Genomic DNA, 18816 nt, shown 5'->3' on the forward strand with positions numbered 1-18816 from the left:
GGAAGCCCATCGTGTCCCTGTTCGCCCGCACCGCCCTCTCCGCCCTGGTCGCCGCCGCCATGGCCGGCACGCCGATCCTGGCGCAGAGCGCCGGCCAGCCCGCCGACGTGGTCGTCAACATGCGCGCCGTCGACATCGCCGACGTCGCCGAGCAGATTTCGCGCATCACCGGCCGCACCCTGATCCTCGACCCCGCGGTCAAGGGCACGGTCAACGTCACCTCGGCCGAGCCGCTGTCGGTCGACGGGGTGTGGGACCTGTTCCAGTCGGTGCTGCGCGTCCACGGCTTCGCGGCGGTCAAGTCGGGCCGGTCCTGGCGGATCATCCCGCAGGCCTCGGCGATCCGCGACGCGGGCTCGGGCGGGCGGCTGTCGGGGCAGGACGTCACCACCCGCATGGTCCGGCTGCAGAATGTATCGGGCGAACAGGCGGCGCGCGTCTTCCGCCCGCTGGTCGCGCAGTTCGGCAGCATCGAGGCGATGGCCAGCCCCAACGCGATCATCGTCACCGACTATGCCGAGAATGTCCGCCGCATCGAGCAGCTGGCCCGCGCGCTCGACAGCGGCGGCGGCGGCCGGTTCGACAGCATCACCCTGCGCTACGCCAACGCCAGGGACGTCGCCGCCGCGATCCAGGGCGTGATGGGCGACGGCACCGCGACCGGCGGCCCCCGCGTCGTCGCGGACGAACGCAGCAACATCGTCCTCGTCCGCGGCGAGCCGGCGATGGTGTCCGAGGCCCGCCGCCTCGCCCACACCATCGACAAGCCCGGCGCGGGCGTGCCGATCACCAGGATGATCCGTCTCAACAATGGCGACGCCGAATCGGTGACCGAGGTGCTGCAAGGCGTGCTCGGCGAGCAAGGCACCGTCACCAATCCCGCCGCCCGCGCGGTCGCCGGCGGCCGGGCGCGGATCACCCGCCAGCAATCCAACGCCGGCGCCCAGGCGGCCGGCCTGTCGCTCGGCTCCACCCCGGCGACGCTCGGCGGCGCTGCAGCCGAGACGGCGGCGCTCGGCGGCGGCGGCGAAGGCGATTCGACGCCCAAGGGCTTCTCGACCCCTGACCTCACCGTCCAGCCCGCGCCCGAGCTCAACGCGATCGTACTGCGCGGCACCCCGGCGGCCATCGCCGAGGTCGAACCGCTGATCGCCCAGCTCGACGTGCGCCGCCCGCAGGTGCTGATCGAGGCCGCGATCGTCGAGATCGCCGGCGATCAGGCCGAGCAGCTCGCCGTCCAGCTTGGCATCGGCGCGGCGGCGATCAACCGCGCGAGCGGCGGCGCCACCTCCTTCACCAGCCCCGGCCTGCCGCTCCAGTCGATCCTGACCGCGATCGGATCGCCGGCGGCCGGCGCGGTGCTGCCCAATGGCGGATCGGCCAATATCCGCGTCGGCGACAATTTCAGCATCCTGCTCCAGGCGATCGGCCAGTCGACCCGGTCCAACCTGCTGTCGACTCCGAGCCTGACGACGCTCGACAACGAGCCGGCCGAGATCGTCGTCGGCCAGAACGTCCCCTTCCGGACCGGCAGCTTCTCGACCGACGGCAACACGATCAATCCGTTCACGACGATCGAGCGGCAGGACGTCGGCCTGACCCTGCGCGTCGTGCCGCGCATCCACCAGGGCAATGTCGTCCGGCTGGAGGTGGCGCAGGAGGTGTCGTCGCTGACCAGCGCCGTGACCGGCGCGGCCGACCTGATCACCAACCGCCGCAGCATCCAGACCTCGGTGCTCGCCGACGACGGCCAGACGATCGTGCTGGGCGGCCTGATCAGCGACGACCGCACCCAGACGCGCAGCCAGGTGCCGATCCTCGGCGACATCCCGATCGCGGGCGAGCTGTTCAAGTCGCGCAGGGAAAGCCATGTGAAGCGGACGCTGTTCGTCTTCCTGAAGCCGACCATCCTGCGCGACCGCGAGGCCGCCAACAGCGTCACCCAGGCCAAATATGCCCGCACCCGCTATGACGAGGCGATGCTCGGCAAGGGTCCGCCGCTCCTCCTCGAACCGCCGGGCCGACGCCTGCCGGTCGAGATTTCCGGGGTGTATTGAGACCCGCATCCCGAGAAGCACACCGCTCCACCGTCGTCATTCCCGCTTTCGAGGGAATGACGGGTGAGTTGTGATCGGTCCTACTGCTCCTCTTCCTCTCCGGTCGCCGCGTCCGGCTGGGGCTGGGGCTCGGCCGCCGGCAGGAAGGACCGCACCCGCCGGCTGCCCCGGCTGAACAGCGCCGCGTCGGGCGACAGGCTTTCGAGCCGCCAGCCGTCGAAGCTCTCGCCGGGCGACAGCACCTTGCTGGTGCCGTCGGCGGTGCGGACCATCGCGATGGCGTTGTCGGGCAGGCGGCCGGCGATGCCGATCAGCCTGGGGGCGTCCTCGGCGGCGGGGGCATCGGCGGGGTCGAGCGGGTCGAGGAACAGAGGGCGGCCCGCGCCCTCCTCCGCCGCCGCGACCGGCACGGGCTGAACGGTGTCGCCGCGCGCGGGAATGTCGGGCAGCGGTGGCTGCGCGCGCCACAGCAGCGCCATGGGCGCGGCCAGCGCGACCAGCACGGCCCCGGCGATCCAGAGCGATCCGGCGGGCGGGCGGCGCATCAGCGCGGCTCCCACACGGCCATGGCGCGGGCGTCGAGCCGGATCGCGGTCTCGCCCGGTCCGGTCCGCCCGATCCGCCAGCGCGCGAAGCGGATCGCGGGATGCGCCGTCTCGATCGCGCGGGCGAAACCGAGCACGTCGGCCTCGGGGCCGGAAACGGTGACGTCGGCGCCGAGTTCGGCGGGCAGCGCCCGGTCGGCAGCCACCGGCGCGACCCGTTCGAGCAGCAGGCGCCGGTCGGCCGCCGCGCCCCGAATCGCCGCGAGCAGCGCCGCCTCCGCCGTCCGCCGGTCCTCCTGCCCATGCGACGCCTCGACCGGCAACAGCCGTTTCACGGGCACCGCCCCGGCGCTGGCCCGCGCCTCGACCGTCCAGAGCCGCGCCCGCGCCGCGGCGAGCGCGTCGAGCCCAGCCCAGGCCAACCCGGTCGCGAGCATCAGGCCGAGGCCGGCGCCGAGGCCGACAGCCGGAGTCCAGCGGATCGCGGACAGGCGGAGGATGGACGGGCGCATCGTCAGATCCGTCCCCGCAGCGTCACCCGCATCGTCCCGCCCTGCGTCCTCGCCTGCCCCACCTCGCGCAACGAGCCGAGCAGGGGATCGGCGGCGAGCGCCGGACGCAGCCGATCGGGATCCGGCGTCTCGATCTCGACGGTCAGCTCGCCGCCCTCGGCCAGCTCCATGCCGGCCAACCCGGCCTCCTCGGGCAGGACGGCGCGCAGCCGGTCGGCCAGCGCGCTGACCGGCGGCGCGGCCATCACCGCGTCGATGCGGACACGCGCCGCCTCGGTCGCCGCGCCGCGCGCATAGGCGGCGAGCGCGGGCGCCTCGCGCCGGGCGAGCCGCGCCGCCTGCCAGCGGTCGAAGCCGGCGAGGCCCCAGGCCGCGACCGCCGTGGTCACCGGAATGGTCGCGAGGGCGAACAGCGCGATCGCGCGCACCCGGCCCGCCGGCAGCGCGGCGCCGGGCGGCAGCGCCGGGCGCCAGCGCGGCAGGCGCCAGCCGCCTCGCGCGAAGCGGTCGCCCAGCCGGTCGAGCAGGCTGGGGCCGATCGGCTCGACGCTGACCGGGTCGAGCCCCGCCGCCGCCAGCCGCGCGCGCGCCGCCGCCGCGTCCTCGGCGCGGACGATGCGAATCTCGGACGCGCCGCTCCGCCGCAGCAGGACGCAGCGATAGCGGGTCAGGGGCGCGGCCGGCATAGGGGCGCGGGAGCTCCGCTCAGTCCTCGACGCCGTCGAGCGCGGCGGCCAGCTCGTCGAGCCAGACCGTCGCCGTCCCGTCCGACGGCGCCCGCCAGTCGCCGCGCGGCGACAGTGCGCCGCCGCCCGACAGCTTCGGCCCGTTGGGGATGGCCGATCGCTTGAACTGGCTGATCGTGAAGAAGCGGAACAGGAATTTCTCGAGCCAGGACCGGATCGTCGCCAGGTCGTAGGCGTTGCGCAGATCGTCCGGGAAGCCCGCCGGCCACAGCCCGGCATCGGCATCCTTCCAGGCATGCCAGGCGAGGAAGGCGACCTTCGACGGCTTCAGCCCGAGCCGCGCGACATGGTGGAGGAAGAAGTCGTTGAGCTCATAGGGACCGACCTTCGATTCGGTGCTCTGGATCGCGCCCGACGCATCGGCGGGGACCAGTTCGGGCGAAATCTCGGTGCCGAGGATCGCGGTCAATATCTCGTCGGTCGCCGGATCGAACTGGCCGGTCCGCACGCACCAGCGGATCAGATATTGGATCAGCGTCTTGGGAACGCCGGCATTGACCGCATAATGGCTCATCTGGTCGCCGACGCCATAGGTGCACCAGCCGAGCGCCAGCTCGCTGAGGTCGCCGGTGCCGACGACGAAGCCGTCATGCTGGTTGGCGAGGCGGAACAGATAGTCGGTGCGCAGACCCGCCTGCACATTCTCGAAGGTGACGTCGTAGACCGGCTGCCCCTGTGCGAAGGGATGGCCCATGTCGCCGAGCATCTGGCGCGCCGCCGGGCGGATGTCGATCTCCTCGGCGGTGATGCCCAGCGCGCGCATCAGCGCCCAGGCATTGCCCTTGGTCGCGTCGCCGGTCGCGAAGCCGGGCATGGTGTAGCCGCGGATCGCGGTGCGCGGCAGGCCGAGCCGGTCGCAGCTCTTGGCCGCGACGATCAGCGCATGGGTCGAATCGAGCCCGCCCGACACGCCGATCACCATCGCCTTGCCGCGGGTCGAGGCGAAGCGCTTCACCAGCCCGTCGACCTGGATGTTGAACGCCTCGTAGCAGTCGGCATCGAGCGCGCGGGGATCGGCGGGGACGAAGGGGAAGCGCGCCACCGGCCGCCGCAGCCCGACGTCGGCGCGGTGCGGGCGATGTTCGAAGCCGATCGTGCGGAAGCGCGCCTCGGGATGGCCGTTCGCCGCCGCGCAGTCGTTAAACGTGCCCATCCGCATCCGTTCGAGCCGCAGCCGCGCGACGTCGACATCGGCGGCGATCAGCTCCGGGTCCATGCCGAACCGGGTCGATTCGGCGAGCATCTGCCCCAGTTCGTGGATCATCGCCTGCCCGTCCCAGGCGAGGTCGGTGGTGCTCTCGCCCGGGCCGCTCGCCGAATAGCAATAGGCGGCGATCGCGCGGGTCGACTGCGACGCGGCGAGCAGCGCCCGGTCGCGCGCCTTGCCGACGATGATGTTGGAGGCGGACAGGTTGCACAGGATCAGCGCCCCCGCCATCGCCCCCGCCGTGGACGGCGGCAGCGGTGCCCAATAATCCTCGCAGATCTCGACGTGGAAGGTGAAGTCCTCGAGGTCCTCGGCGGCGAAGACCAGGTCGGGCCCGAACGGCACCTCCTGCCCGCACAGCCGCAGCGCGAGTCCTGTGAGGCCGGCGCCGGGCGCGAACCAGCGCTTCTCGTAATATTCGCGGTAATTGGGGAGGAAGCTCTTGGGCACGACGCCGAGGATGCGGCCCCGCGAGACCACCACCGCCGTGTTGTAGAGCCGCCCGTTGCGGCGGATCGGCGCGCCAACCAGCAGCACCGGGGCGAGGCTCGCGCTCGCCGCGACGATCGCCGCCAGCTCGGCCTCGACCCGGTCGAGCTGGGCATCCTGCAGGTGCAGGTCGTCGATCGCATAGGAGGACAGGGCCAGCTCGGGCAGGACGAGCAGGTCGACGCCCTCGGCATCGGCGTGGCGCGCCAGGTCGAGGATGCCCGCCGCGTTCGCCGCGACGTCGCCGACGCTCGCCACCGGCGTCCCCGCGCCGACGCGCACGAAGCCGTGGCGGTGGATCGAACGGAAGGGGGCAGCAGCCGACATCATGGGCCCTCGATCATCAAATATCGCTTCGCCCATAGAGGAAGCAACGGCCGAGCGCCAATGCGGGAGAATAAGTCAATCGCTCCCGACCTTCCATCCGTCACCCCTGCGGAGGCAGGGGTCCATGTCTCCCTTCACCCGAGACGGCATCTGGGAAGACAACAGACATGGATGCCAGCCTCCGCTGGCATGACGAGCATATTCGTGACAGTTCGAGGGCGCGCCGTCACTCCGCCGCGTGGATGCGGTTGCGGCCGTTCTGCTTGGCCCGGTAGAGCGCGGCGTCGGCGCGCTTGAGGATCGAGCCCGGCGAATCCTGGAGGTCGAGCGCGGCGAGCCCGCCCGAGAAGCTCAGCCGCCCGAGCGACTGGCCGGTGTGGGTGACCTTGAGCTCGCGCGCGGCGATCGCGGCGCGGATCTTGTCGAGCGTCGCCATCGCCTTGGCGGCGGCGCCGCGTTCGAACACCATCACGAACTCCTCGCCGCCATAGCGCGCGACGAATACGTCGCCGCTCGCGACGCGGCCGAGCGAGGAGGCGACGAACTTGATCACCTCATCGCCGATCTGATGGCCATGGGTGTCGTTGAACTGCTTGAAATGATCGATGTCGCAGATCGCCAGCGCGAGCGGCGAGGCGGCGCGCCGGGCGTTCTCGAACGCACCCCGCAGATGCTGGTCCAGCGCGCGGCGGTTGGGCAAGCCGGTCAGCGGATCGCTGTTCGCCTTGCGATGCGCCGCGGCGAGGTCCTCGCGCATCGCGTTCATCTGCTGCTCGGTGCGGCGCAGGTCCTCTTCGGCGGCCTGCGCCTTGTCGATCATCGTCCGGGTCAGGCCCACCAGCTTCTTGACCGCGAGCGCGGGCGATCCGTCCGCCTCCAGCCCCTCGGCCTCGTGCGCCAGCGCCTCGCCATAGTCGCGCGCATCCTCACCCGACCGGGCGAGAATCGTCGTCATCTGCTCGAGATAGCCCTGCGCCTCCAGCGCCATGCGCGACAGCTCGTCGGTCGACAGGCCGGGGTCCAGCCGGGTGGCGATCGTGCCGGCGACGGCGTCGGTCAGCCCGCCGTCCTTGGCGATCGCACGGTCGATCGTCGCGTTGAGCGCGGCGTCGCGGCCCGACAGATAGCGGTGGCACAATTCGAAATTCGCCGGGGACGGTTCCAGCCCGTGATCGAACAGAAGCTTGCCGATCATGTCGTACAGACGCCGCCATTCGGCGCGCGCTGCAGACTTCTCGGCTATTCTTTCTTCTTTCACCGCGACACCCCTGATCTCCGGATCGGGATAGCGCGAGATTCGATACATCCGGTTAATGCCCCCCGTAATTTTACGAGGTTCAGCGGCGCCAGCGGCCGGTCTCCATCCAGGCGAGCAGCGGCTTGAGCGGCAGGATCCAGACGATGCCCGCGACGACGTAGACCGGTGCCTGGACCAGCGCCGGCAACGTGCCGATCCAGGGGGAGGCGGTCGCGACGATCACCGCCCACACCGAAATGATGAGCAAGATCAGGAAGATGCCGGCGGGTTTCCGCCAGCTCGGTTGGTTCGTCACGCGTTGTTCCCTTCGATCACGCCCGTCTCTGTGACGACCGCATCGAGCGGCACGTCCCACGGATCGCAGCCTATGGCGGGTCGTTGCTGAATCGACCAGCCCCAGCCGATCCTGCGCGCCTGCGGCAGCGCGGCGAAGGCGCGATCGTAGAAACCCGCGCCCTGCCCGATTCGGTTGAGCGCCGAATCGAAGCCGAGCAGCGGCGCGACGATCAGATCGGGGCGGATCTCGGCCGATTCGGCGGCGGGTTGCGACAGTCCGCGCCAGCCGGTTTCGAGCGGATCGCCCGGCGTCCAGCGCAGGAAGCGCATCGGCGCGGACCGCGACTCGACATGGGGCAGCGCGACGGCGATTCCCCGCGCTGCCGTAGCGGCCATCGCCGCCGCACATCCCATCTCGCTGCCCATCGCGACATAGAAGGCGATGCTGCGCGCACCGCCCGCGACGCGCAGCAGATGATCGGCCGCCAGCGCCTCGAGCCGAGCCCGCTCGCCGGGCGGGAGATCGAGCACGAAGGCGTCGCGAAGGGCGCGGAGTTCGGCGCGCAACGCCGGCTTGGACGGATCAGCGTCCATCGGCGGCGCGGCGGGAATGGGGGAAGGTGGCGGGACCGCCATGGTCGTTTGCTGGAATATCCTCTGACGCCATAAGCATCAGGTGGGGACCATGTGCACCGGACCAGGATCCGGGCAGGGACAGCCCCCTAGGAATGTGAATCGCCTCAGGGATGTTCGCTACAGCTCGTGCCGGGCAGTACCCGCCAAGGACATATATAGGTGCAAAGCGGGTCCGGCTCAAGGGAGCGGCCTTGCGAAGCCTGTCATGCTGAACTTGTTTCAGCATCCACCAGCACACCCGCGCCGTGCTACCGGAGGGAAATGGACCGCCAGCCCTGCGTCCATATCCTCGCGAGCGATCGCAACGGCACGATCTACATCGGGGTCACATCCGATCTTCCGAAGCGATTGTATCAGCATAGGAGCGGGACCCTGGATGGCTTCACCTCGCGCTACGGCGTCGCGAAGCTGGTTCGCTACGAATTGTTCGAGGACATGTCGACCGCGATCGCGCGGGAGAAGCAGCTCAAGCGGTGGCATCGCTCGTGGAAGCTCAACCTGATCGAACAGGATAATGCCGGCTGGCACGATCTTTCGATCGGCCTGGGTTTCGAGCCACTCTGAACCGGCGCCCGCCGCCCGGTGGATGCTGAAACGAGTTCAGCATGACGGGAAACTACTGGCCGTCCCGTTCCATCCGGTCGGCGAGTCGCTCGACGCGTTCGGCGATGCGCTCGATCGCGACCGCATAGGCGGGGTCGGGCTCGGCGGCGGCGACGGAGGGCGCCGGGTCCTTGCGCGCGACCGCAGCGGCGCCGCGCAGGTCGTTGAGCTCGTCGGCGAGCAGCAGCGCCGACAGCAGCAGGGTGCGCGCCTCGGTCATCTCGCCGAGCGCGCCGGTCAGTTCTTCGGCCTTGGCGCCGACCATGTGGACGAGCGCGCGGAGATGATCCTCCTCGCCGTCGCGGCAACTCAGGCGGTAGCGGCGACCCGCGACATCGACGTCGACATCGGCCATCAGTTCGTCCCCAGCAGGCGGTCGATCCGCTCTATCGCCGATTCGGTCGCCTCGCGCAGCGTGCGGTGGCGTTCGGCGAGGCGGAACAGCGCCTCATTCTCGTCATGGCCGAAGGAGGGCGCGGCTTCGACCCCAGCTTCCAGCCGGGTGATCGCGCGTTCGAGGCGGCCTAGCGCCAGTATCAGGCGGTGATCGGTCATCGATTCGGAGGAATAGCAGCCTCTCGACGGCCCGCAAGCGCGGGTTCGAGCGATGGACGGGTCGCGCGGAAGGACCGCATCGCCGCTTTCACCCCCGCTGAAACCGTTCCGACAAGCCCCGCAATGGTTGACGATACCGCTCCGGCACGACAAAGGAGCCCCGCGAACAGGGAATCTGGCCTTGTTCGATCGATCCCGCCGGTCTGCAGAAGGTTTCCTATGACGATTGCATCGAGGCAGCTTGCCAACGCCATCCGCGCGCTCGCGATGGACGCGGTGCAGGCCGCCAATTCGGGCCACCCCGGCATGCCGATGGGCATGGCCGACGTCGCGACCGAGCTGTTCACGAAGCATCTGAAATATGATCCGGCCCAGCCCAAATGGGCGGACCGCGACCGCTTCGTCCTGTCGGCCGGCCACGGGTCGATGCTGATCTACGCGCTGCTCCACCTGACCGGCTATGCGCGCCCGACGATCGAGGACATCCGCAACTTCCGCCAGCTGCACAGCCCGTGCGCCGGCCATCCCGAGAATTTCGAGCTGCCGGGCGTCGAGGCGACCACCGGCCCGCTCGGCTCGGGCCTCGCCACCGCGGTCGGCATGGCGATCGCCGAACGGCATCTGAACGCGACCTTCGGCACCGACCTTGTCGACCATCACACCTGGGTGATCGCCGGCGACGGCTGCCTGATGGAAGGCATCAACCATGAGGCGATCGGCCTCGCCGGCCATCTCAAGCTCGGCCGCCTGATCGTGCTGTGGGACGACAACAAGATCACGATCGACGGCTCGGTCTCGCTCAGCTCGTCGGAGGACGTGCTCGCCCGCTACGCCGCCACCGGCTGGCACACCGTGTCGTGCGACGGCCATGATCCGGACAGCATCAACAGGGCGCTGGAGGCGGCCAAGGCCGATCCGCGCCCGTCGATCGTCCAGTGCACCACCGTGATCGGCTATGGCGCCCCGAACAAGCAGGGCACCTCCGCCACCCATGGCGCCGCCCTCGGCGTCGACGAGGTCGCGGCGGCGCGCGGGCATCTCGGCTGGACCGCCGAGCCGTTCGTCATCCCCGAGGACATCAAGGCCGCCTGGGCCGAGGCCGGCCATCGCGGGACCGCGTTGCGCAGCGCCTGGGAAGCGCGGCTGGTGGCGTCGAAGGATCGCGCCGAGTTCGAGCGCCGCATGGCCGGCGCGCTGCCGGCCGGCTTCTCGCTCGACGCCTATATCAAGGAGCTCGCCGCCAACCCGCAGAAGGTGGCGACCCGCAAGGCGTCCGAGATGGCGCTGGGCCCGATCAACGAGCAGCTGCCCGAGACGATCGGCGGCTCGGCCGACCTGACCGGATCGAACAACACCAAGACCAAGGGTCAGGCGCCGCTGACCGCCGAGGATTATGCGGGCCGCTACATCTATTACGGCATCCGCGAGTTCGGCATGGGCTGCGCGATGAACGGGCTGGCGCTGCACGGGGGCGTCATCCCCTATGGCGGCACCTTCATGGTGTTCTCCGACTATTGCCGCCCGGCGATCCGCCTGTCGGCGCTGCAGCAGCAGCGCGTCGTCTACGTCATGACGCATGATTCGATCGGCCTGGGCGAGGACGGCCCGACCCACCAGCCGGTCGAGCATCTGATGAGCCTGCGCGCGATGCCGAACCTCGACGTCTACCGCCCGTGCGACGCGATCGAGACCGCGGAATGCTGGCAGCTCGCGCTGGAGAAGGCCGACGGCCCGTCGCTGCTGGCGCTGTCGCGCGAGGGCCTGCCGCAGGTCCGCACCGACATCAGCGAGAATTTCTCGGCGAAGGGCGCCTATCGGCTGAAGGCAGCCGAAGCCGCGCGCAAGGTGGTGCTGATCGCCAGCGGCTCGGAGGTCGAGATCGCCCTCGCCACCGCGAAGAAGCTCGAAGAGGCCGGCCACGGCGCCGATGTCGTCTCGATGCCGAGCTGGGAGCGCTTCGATGCGCAGCCCGAAAGCTATCGCGACGCGATCCTGCCGGAGGGCGCGCTGCTCGTCTCGATCGAGGCGGGCACGACGATGGGCTGGGAACGTTATGTCGGCCGCAAAGGCCTGCGCTTCGGCGTCGACGGCTTCGGCGCGTCGGCCCCGGTCAAGGCGCTCTACGATCATTTCGGCCTGACGGCCGACAAGCTCGCCCCGCGGATCATCGGGGCGCTCGCCAACTAAAGGAGTATCGGCACATGGCTGTGAAGGTTGCGATCAACGGTTTCGGACGCATCGGGCGCAACGTCGCCCGCGCCATCCTCGAGCGCCCGGACTGCGGCCTTGAGCTGGTCTCGATCAACGACCTCGCCGACGCCAAGGCCAATGCCCGGCTGTTCAAGCGCGACAGCGTCCACGGCGCCTATCCGGGCAGCGTCGAGGTCGACGGCAACGACCTGATCATCGACGGCAAGCGCATCGCCGTCACCGCCGAGCGCGATCCGGCCAAGCTGCCGCACGCCGCGCAGGGCATCGACATCGCGCTCGAATGCACCGGCTTCTTCACCGATCGCGAGGGCGGCCAGAAGCATCTCGACGCCGGCGCCAAGCGCGTCCTCATCTCGGCCCCGGCCAAGGGCGTCGACCTGACCGTCGTCTATGGCGTCAACCACGACACGCTCACCGCCGACCACAAGATCGTGTCGAACGCATCGTGCACCACCAACTGCCTGGCGCCCTTCGCCAAGGTCCTGCACGAGGCGATCGGTATCGAGCGCGGCCTGATGACGACGATCCACGCCTATACCAACGACCAGAAGATCCTCGACCAGATCCACAGCGATCCGCGCCGCGCCCGCGCCGCCGCGATGTCGATGATCCCGACCACCACCGGCGCCGCCCGCGCGGTCGCCGAGGTGCTGCCGGCGCTCAAGGGCAAGCTCGACGGTTCGGCGATCCGCGTGCCGACCCCGAACGTCTCGGTCGTCGACCTGACCTTCACCCCGTCGCGCGAGACCAGCAAGGAAGAGGTCAACGCGCTGCTCAAGGCCGCGTCGGAAGGCCCGCTCAAGGGCGTGCTCGGCTACACCGACGAGCCGCTGGTCTCGATCGACTTCAACCATGACGCGCATTCGTCGACCATCGACAGCCTCGAGACCGCCGTGCTCGAAGGCAAGCTGGTCCGCGTGCTGAGCTGGTACGACAACGAGTGGGGCTTCTCGAACCGGATGGTCGACACCGCCGGCGCGATGGGCAAGCTGCTCTGACGATGCCGGCCGCCCTCCTCTCCCACGTCGCCCCGGCGGCCGGGGCCTCAGGGGATGAGGGCGCGCCCTGGCCTCCCGAGATCCCGGCCTTCAGCCTCCGGCTGAAATTTACCCCGAGCGCCTGCCTTGCAGGCAGCCGAGGGGCCGGGATGACGGAATAACATTGATGCCCGGCCGCCTCATCGGCATCGCCCGGAAGGACCGTCCGCATGGTCCGATGGAGCTGCTCGACCGGGTGATGATCGGGCTCGACACCGGGGTGCATGGCGACCATCGCGGCGCCATCCGCCCCGGCAAGTCGAATCGGCGCCAGGTGACGATCCTGATGGCCGAGGACTGGACGGCGGCCATCGCGGATCTGGGCCGTCCCGTCTCATGGGAACAGCGCCGGGCCAACCTGCTGGTTGAAGGCGTCATCCTGCCGCGCGAGGAGGGAGCGCGGGTCCGCATCGGCGGCGCGATCGTCGAGATCACGGGCGAATGCGACCCGTGCCGGCGGATGGACGCGGTGGCCGACGGGCTGCAGCTCGCGCTGCGGCCGGAATGGCGCGGCGGACGCATCGCGCGGGTGATCGAAGGCGGCGCGATCGCGCTGGGCGACGAAGTGGAGGTTGAAGGATAAGCATGGCATTCAGGACGCTCGACGATATCGGCGATGTGCGCGGCAAGCGCGTCCTCGTCCGCGAGGACCTCAACGTTCCGATGGAAGGCGCCACCGTCACCGACGACACCCGCCTGCGCGCCGCCGCCCCGACCGTCGCCGAACTGGCCGACAAGGGCGCGATCGTCCTGGTCCTTGCCCATTTCGGCCGCCCCAAGGGCGAGCGCAATCCCGACATGAGCCTCGCGCTGGTCACCGCCGCCTTCCGCTCGGTGCTCGGCCGCGAGGTCCGCTTCATCGGTGACTGCTGCGGCGAGGAGGCCGAGGCCGCCGTCGCCCAGCTCCAGCCCGGCGACATCGCGCTGCTGGAGAACACCCGCTTCCACAAGGGCGAGGAGAAGAACGATCCCGCGCTGGCCGAAGCGATGGCGAAGCTCGGCGACCTCTACGTCAACGACGCCTTCTCGGCCGCCCACCGCGCCCATGCCTCGACCGAGGGCCTCGCCCGGCTGCTCCCGGCCTTTGCCGGCCGCTCGATGCAGGCCGAGCTGGAGGCGCTGGAGAAGGCGCTGGGCAAGCCCGAGCACCCCGTCGCGGCGGTGGTCGGCGGCGCCAAGGTCTCGACCAAGCTCGACGTGCTCAAGCACCTCGTCGCGCGGGTCGACCACCTGATCATCGGCGGCGGCATGGCCAACACCTTCCTCGCCGCACGCGGCGTCGATGTCGGCAAGTCGCTGTGCGAGCACGACCTGAAGGACACCGCGCTCGCCATCCTCGATGCCGCCGACGCGGCCGAGTGCATCGTCCACCTGCCCTATGACGTGGTGGTGGCGAAGGAGTTCAAGGCCAATCCGCCGACCCGCACCGTCAACGTCCACGAGGTCGCCGCCGACGAGATGATTCTCGACGTCGGCCCTGCCGCGGTCGAGGCGCTGGGCGATGCGCTCAAGACCTGCCGGACGCTGGTATGGAACGGGCCGCTGGGCGCGTTCGAGACCCCGCCCTTCGACACCGCTACCGTCGCACTGGCCCGCACCGCGGCGGCGCTGACCAAGGGCGGCTCGCTCGTCTCGGTCGCGGGCGGCGGCGACACCGTCGCGGCGCTCAACCATGCCGGCGTCGCCGGCGACTTCAGCTTCGTGTCGACCGCCGGCGGCGCCTTCCTCGAATGGATGGAAGGCCGCGAGCTGCCGGGCGTGAAAGCGCTCGAGGCCTGAATTGATCACGATCCGGGACATCGACCATGTCGTGCTGCGTATCCGCGATCTCGATCGCGTCGCCGCCTTCTACATCGACGTCCTCGGCGCCCGCTGGGAGAAGCAGCAGGCGGCGATCGGCCTCTACCAGCTCCGCATCGGCAACAGCCTGATCGACCTGGTGCCGGTCGACGGCGAGCTCGGCCGCGCCGGCGGCGCCGCGCCGGGCCGCGAGGGCCGCAACGTCGACCATGTCTGCTTCCGCGTCCTGCCCTGGGACGGGGAAGCGGTGCTCGCGCACCTCGCCGGCCATGGCATCCAGGGCGAGATCGTCTCGCGCTACGGCGCCGACGGCGATGGCCCGTCCATCTATCTCTCCGATCCCGAAGGCAATTCGCTCGAGCTCAAGGGTCCGCCCTGGGCGCCCGTGCCGGGATCGGCCACCCCCACGTCCATAGGAGACCAGACCAAATGATCGATCAGAACGCGGCCAGGAAAATCGCCGAAGGCAACGGCTTCATCGCGGCGCTCGACCAGAGCGGCGGATCGACCCCCAAGGCCCTCAAGGGCTATGGCGTCGAGGAAGGCGCCTGGAGCTCCGAGGAGGAGATGTTCGGCCTGATCCACCAGATGCGGACCCGCATCATCACCTCGCCCGTCTTCACCGGCGACAAGGTGATCGGCGCGATCCTGTTCGAGCGGACGATGGACGGCCAGGCCGGCGGCAAGCCGGTGCCGCAGGTGCTCAACGAGCGCGGCGTGGTGCCCTTCATCAAGATCGACAAGGGCCTGGAGGACGAGAAGAACGGCGTCCAGCTGATGAAGCCGATGCCCGAGCTCGACGCGCTGCTCGCCCGCGCCAAGGGGCTGGGCGTGTTCGGCACCAAGGAGCGTTCGGTGATCAACCTCGCCAACCGGGAGGGCATCGCCGCGATCGTCAAGCAGCAGTTCGAGGTCGGCAAGCAGGTGCTCGCCGCCGGGCTGATGCCGATCATCGAGCCGGAAGTGAACATCAAGAGCCCGGAGCGCGCCGAAGCCGACCAGATCCTGCTGGAGGAGCTGACCAAGGCGCTGGACGCGCTGACCGGAGACGACAAGGTGATGCTCAAGCTGTCGCTGCCGAAGCAGGCCGGCCTGTTCGATTCGCTGGTCGATCATCCGCGCGTGCTGCGCGTCGTCGCGCTGTCGGGCGGCTACAAGCGTCCCGAGGCCTGCATCGAGCTGGCCAAGAACCGCGGCGTGATCGCCAGCTTCAGCCGCGCGCTGCTCGAAGACCTGCGCGCCCAGATGAGCGACGACGAGTTCAACGCCTCGCTCGGCTCGGCGATCGACGAGATCTACACCGCGTCGACCAAGAAGACCGCCTGATCCCATGGTAAGGGGGAGGGCCTCGCCTCTCCCCCTTATCGTTCAATCGCCCTTGGCCTCCCGCTTCCCGCCGAAGCGCGCATAGAGCGTCGGCAGCACGAACAGGGTCAGCAAGGTCGCCGAGATCAGGCCGCCGATGACGACGGTGGCGAGCGGCTTCTGCACCTCGGCTCCCGCCCCGCTCGCGAAGGCCATCGGCACGAAGCCGAGGCTCGCGACCAGCGCGGTCATCACCACCGGGCGCAGACGCTGGATCGCGCCTTGCCGCGCCGCCTCGGCCCGGTCGATGCCCGATCGGACCAGCTCCTGGACCGAGCTGACCATCACCAGGCCGTTGAGCACCGCGATGCCCGACAGCGCGATGAAGCCGACCGCGGCCGAGACCGAGAAGTCCATGCCGCGCACCAGCAGCAGCAGGACGCCGCCGACCAGCGCGAAGGGCACGCCGGTGAAGACGATCGCGGCGTCCCGCACCGATCCCAGCGCACCGTAGAGCAGCAGCAGGATCAGCACGAAGCAGGCCGGGATCACCAGCCGCAGACGTGCGGTGGCCGATGCGAGATTCTCGAACTGCCCGCCCCATTCGAGATAGACGCCGGCCGGAAGCCGCACCTGCCCGGCGATCGCCGCCTGGGCGTCGGCGACGACGCCGCCGACGTCGCGGCCGCGGACATTCGCCTGGACGACGACGCGGCGCTTCCCGTTCTCGCGGCCGATCTGGTTGGGGCCGTCGACGATGCGCAGCTCCGCCACGCTCGACAGCGGCACGTAGCGGCCGCCGGCGACAGGCACCTGCACCTGGCGGAGCAGGCCGAGATCGGCGCGCTGGCCATCCGACAGCCGGACGACGACCGGGAAGCGCCGGTCGCCCTCGAAGATCATCCCCGAGGTCCGGCCGCCGATCGTGGCGGTGACGACGTCATGGACGTCCTGTACGGTCACGCCCAGCCGCGCCATCGCGTCGCGGTTGACCCGGATGTCGAGCATCGGCAGCCCGCTGGTCTGCTCCACCTTGACGTCGACGGCGCCTTCGGTGCGGCGCAGGATGGCGGCGATCTGCTCGGCCGTGCGGTTCATCGCCGCGAAGTCGTCGCCGAATATCTTGACCGCGACGTCGCCGCGCACGCCCGCGATCAACTCGTTGAAGCGCATCTGGATCGGCTGGGTGATCTCATAGGCATTGCCGGGGAAATGGGCGAGCTCGCCTTCCAGCCGCTTCACCAGCTCGGCCTTCGGCAAGCGGGGATCGGGCCACTGGTCGCGCGGCTTGAGGATCACGAACATGTCGGTGGCGTTGGGCGGCATCGGGTCGGAGGCCAGTTCGGCCGTGCCGGTCTTGGAAAAGGCGAACCGCACCTCCGGCTGGCGCGCCACCATCCGCTCGATCGGCGTCTGCATCGCCTGGCTCTGCTCGACCGAGGTCGCGGGGATGCGCAGCGCCTGGATCATGAGGTCGCCCTCGTCGAGCTGAGGCAGGAACACCCGGCCCAAGGCGAGGAAGGCGAGCGCGGCGACGGCGAGGCTGGCGAGGCTCGCCCCGATCGTCAGCGACGGCCTGCGCATCGCCCGGTCGAGCCCCGGCTCGTAGCGCCGCTTGAGCCAGGCGACGACCCGGCCGTCCTTCTCCTCGACCCGCTTCGACAGCCAGACCGCGATCGCGGCGGGCACGAAGGTCAGCGACAGGACGAAGGCGGCGGCCAGCGCGATGATGACGGTGAGCGCCATCGGCACGAAGGTCTTGCCCTCGATCCCGGTCAGGGTGAGCAGCGGGACATAGACGAGGATGATGATCGCCTGGCCGTAGACCGACGGCCGGATCATCTCCCGCGCCGCGGCCGCGACCGTCGCCAGCCGCTCCGGCACGGTCAGCAACCGATCCTCGCGGTGCTGCTGCTCCGCCATCCGGCGCAGGGCGTTCTCGACGATGATCACCGCGCCGTCGACGATCAGGCCGAAGTCGAGCGCGCCGAGGCTCATCAGATTGGCCGAGACGCCGGCACGCAGCATCCCGAAACCGGTCAGCATCATCGTGATCGGGATGACGGCCGCCGCGATCAGCGCCGCGCGGACGTTGCCGAGCAGCAGGAACAGCACGACGACGACCAGCAGCGCGCCTTCGCCGAGATTCCTGGCGACCGTCCCGATCGTGGCGTTGACCAGCGCGGTGCGGTCGAGCACCGGCTGGACGACGACGTCTGGCGGCAGCGATGCGTTGATCGCCTTCAGCCGCTCGGCGACCGCGGTCGCGACGGTCCGGCTGTTCTCGCCGATCCGCATGACCGCGGTGCCGACCACCACCTCGGTCCCGTTCTCCGACGCCGATCCCATGCGGATCGCCTGACCGGTGCGGACGCTGGCGACCTGGTCGAGGGTGATCGGCACGCCCTCGCGCGTCGCCACCACGACGCGGGCCAGCTCGGCCGCGTTGCGGATCAGCGCATCGGACCGGACCGCCAGCCCCTCGCCGTTGCGGTTGATGAAGCCGCCGCCGACGCTGCCGTTGTTACGCTCCAGCGCGGTGCCGAGATCGGTGAGCGTCAGGCCGAGCGCCGCCAGCTTCTGGACGTCGGGAACGACCAGATATTGCTTGGTATAGCCGCCGATCGCGTCGATCCCGGCCAGGCCGGGCGTGTTCTTGAGCAGCGGCGCGACGATCCAGTCCTGCGCGGTGCGCAGATAGGTCGCCTTGTCGGCCTCGCTGGTCAGCCGCTCGCCCTCCGGGGTGATGTAGCTGCCGTCGGGCTGCTGGCCCGGCTCGCCGGGACGATGGGTGTCCTCCTCGCGGTGCTGGAGCCGGACGGTCCACATATAGACCTCGCCCAGCCCGGTCGCGATCGGCCCCATTTCGGGGTTGGCGCCCTCCGGCAGAGTCTCGGCCACGCCCTGCAGCCGCTCGCCGACCTGCTGGCGGGCGAAATAGATGTCGGTCGCGTCGGAGAAGACCGCCGTGACCTGGGCGAAGCCGTTGCGGCTGAGCGAACGGGTGTGATCGAGGCCGGGGATGCCGGCGAGCGCGGTCTCGATCGGGAAGGATATCTGCTTCTCGACCAGCTCGGGCGACAGCGCGGGGACGCGGACGTTGATCTGGACCTGGTTGTTGGTGATGTCGGGCACCGCGTCGATCGGCAGCCGATGGAGGGAGACCGCGCCGATGACGGCGGCGACAGCGGTGAGCAGCAGGACGAGCCAGCGCTTCTCGACCGCCCAGGTGACGATGGGGGCGATCATGGC

18 protein-coding genes are annotated in these 18816 nt (G+C 70.0%); 8 read left to right on the plus strand and 10 right to left on the minus strand.

Features of this window, described 5'->3' with window-relative positions:
- Positions 1–11: 11 nt before the first annotated feature.
- Complete coding sequence (gspD, locus tag B5X82_RS14745) at positions 12–2057, plus strand: type II secretion system secretin GspD (protein ID WP_079648925.1); 2046 nt, start codon at positions 12–14, stop codon at positions 2055–2057.
- 80 nt (positions 2058–2137) lie between these two features.
- Here gspD and B5X82_RS14750 read toward each other — a convergent pair whose 3' ends face one another.
- The 7 genes from B5X82_RS14750 to B5X82_RS14780 form a co-directional block, all read right to left on the minus strand.
- Positions 2138–2602 (minus strand): hypothetical protein, encoded by a 465-nt coding sequence (locus B5X82_RS14750; protein WP_079649085.1) that lies wholly within the window; start codon positions 2600–2602, stop codon positions 2138–2140.
- Positions 2602–3114 (minus strand): hypothetical protein, encoded by a 513-nt coding sequence (locus B5X82_RS14755; RefSeq protein ID WP_079648926.1) that lies wholly within the window; start codon positions 3112–3114, stop codon positions 2602–2604. Before B5X82_RS14755 ends, B5X82_RS14750 begins: the two co-directional genes overlap by 1 nt.
- A 2-nt stretch (positions 3115–3116) precedes the next feature.
- On the minus strand, positions 3117–3800 hold the full coding sequence (locus B5X82_RS14760; RefSeq protein WP_079648927.1) for a hypothetical protein: 684 nt from the start codon (positions 3798–3800) through the stop codon (positions 3117–3119).
- 19 nt (positions 3801–3819) lie between these two features.
- Positions 3820–5883 (minus strand): NAD(+) synthase, encoded by a 2064-nt coding sequence (locus B5X82_RS14765; protein ID WP_079649086.1) that lies wholly within the window; start codon positions 5881–5883, stop codon positions 3820–3822.
- A gap of 226 nt (positions 5884–6109) precedes the next feature.
- On the minus strand, positions 6110–7078 hold the full coding sequence (locus B5X82_RS14770; protein WP_223811124.1) for a GGDEF domain-containing protein: 969 nt from the start codon (positions 7076–7078) through the stop codon (positions 6110–6112).
- A 142-nt stretch (positions 7079–7220) separates the two neighbouring features.
- Positions 7221–7436 carry a DUF2842 domain-containing protein gene (locus B5X82_RS14775; RefSeq protein ID WP_079648928.1) on the minus strand — a complete coding sequence of 72 codons (216 nt, stop codon included), beginning with the start codon at positions 7434–7436 and terminating at the stop codon, positions 7221–7223.
- On the minus strand, positions 7433–8011 hold the full coding sequence (locus tag B5X82_RS14780) for a 5-formyltetrahydrofolate cyclo-ligase (protein ID WP_079649088.1): 579 nt from the start codon (positions 8009–8011) through the stop codon (positions 7433–7435). Before B5X82_RS14780 ends, B5X82_RS14775 begins: the two co-directional genes overlap by 4 nt.
- 303 nt (positions 8012–8314) lie before the next feature.
- On the opposite strand from B5X82_RS14780, the gene B5X82_RS14785 reads away from it, so the two are divergent.
- Positions 8315–8617, plus strand: a complete 303-nt coding sequence (locus B5X82_RS14785; protein WP_079648929.1) for a GIY-YIG nuclease family protein — start codon at positions 8315–8317, stop codon at positions 8615–8617.
- A gap of 52 nt (positions 8618–8669) precedes the next feature.
- Here the strand turns inward: B5X82_RS14785 and B5X82_RS14790 are convergent, their stop codons facing one another.
- Together B5X82_RS14790 and B5X82_RS14795 are read right to left on the minus strand one after the other, a co-directional pair.
- Complete coding sequence (locus B5X82_RS14790) at positions 8670–9011, minus strand: cell division protein ZapA (RefSeq protein WP_079648930.1); 342 nt, start codon at positions 9009–9011, stop codon at positions 8670–8672.
- Positions 9011–9211 (minus strand): hypothetical protein, encoded by a 201-nt coding sequence (locus B5X82_RS14795; protein ID WP_079648931.1) that lies wholly within the window; start codon positions 9209–9211, stop codon positions 9011–9013. The genes B5X82_RS14790 and B5X82_RS14795 overlap by 1 nt, the downstream gene beginning before the upstream one ends.
- 219 nt (positions 9212–9430) lie before the next feature.
- Here B5X82_RS14795 and tkt point away from each other — a divergent pair, with 219 nt between their 5' ends.
- The 6 genes from tkt to B5X82_RS14825 all read left to right on the plus strand — a co-directional run bounded on the left by tkt (position 9431) and on the right by B5X82_RS14825 (position 15585).
- A complete protein-coding gene (tkt, locus tag B5X82_RS14800) occupies positions 9431–11398 on the plus strand; it encodes a transketolase (RefSeq protein WP_079648932.1) in 1968 nt (655 codons plus the stop codon).
- A 14-nt stretch (positions 11399–11412) separates the two neighbouring features.
- The gene (gene gap, locus B5X82_RS14805; protein ID WP_079648933.1) at positions 11413–12420 is read left to right on the plus strand and encodes a type I glyceraldehyde-3-phosphate dehydrogenase; all 1008 of its coding nucleotides are present in this window, start codon (positions 11413–11415) and stop codon (positions 12418–12420) included.
- Positions 12421–12586: 166 nt separating this feature from the next.
- Positions 12587–13042 carry an MOSC domain-containing protein gene (locus tag B5X82_RS14810; protein ID WP_079649089.1) on the plus strand — a complete coding sequence of 152 codons (456 nt, stop codon included), beginning with the start codon at positions 12587–12589 and terminating at the stop codon, positions 13040–13042.
- A gap of 2 nt (positions 13043–13044) precedes the next feature.
- Positions 13045–14238, plus strand: a complete 1194-nt coding sequence (locus B5X82_RS14815; protein WP_079648934.1) for a phosphoglycerate kinase — start codon at positions 13045–13047, stop codon at positions 14236–14238.
- A gap of 1 nt (position 14239) precedes the next feature.
- Complete coding sequence (locus B5X82_RS14820) at positions 14240–14692, plus strand: VOC family protein (RefSeq protein ID WP_079648935.1); 453 nt, start codon at positions 14240–14242, stop codon at positions 14690–14692.
- A complete protein-coding gene (locus B5X82_RS14825; RefSeq protein ID WP_079648936.1) occupies positions 14689–15585 on the plus strand; it encodes a fructose bisphosphate aldolase in 897 nt (298 codons plus the stop codon). Before B5X82_RS14820 ends, B5X82_RS14825 begins: the two co-directional genes overlap by 4 nt.
- Positions 15586–15627: 42 nt before the next feature.
- Here B5X82_RS14825 and B5X82_RS14830 read toward each other — a convergent pair whose 3' ends face one another.
- Complete coding sequence (locus B5X82_RS14830) at positions 15628–18813, minus strand: efflux RND transporter permease subunit (protein ID WP_079648937.1); 3186 nt, start codon at positions 18811–18813, stop codon at positions 15628–15630.
- Positions 18814–18816 lie beyond the last annotated feature (3 nt).

The organism is Rhizorhabdus histidinilytica, assembly GCF_900167915.1.
GTDB lineage: Bacteria > Pseudomonadota > Alphaproteobacteria > Sphingomonadales > Sphingomonadaceae > Rhizorhabdus > Rhizorhabdus histidinilytica.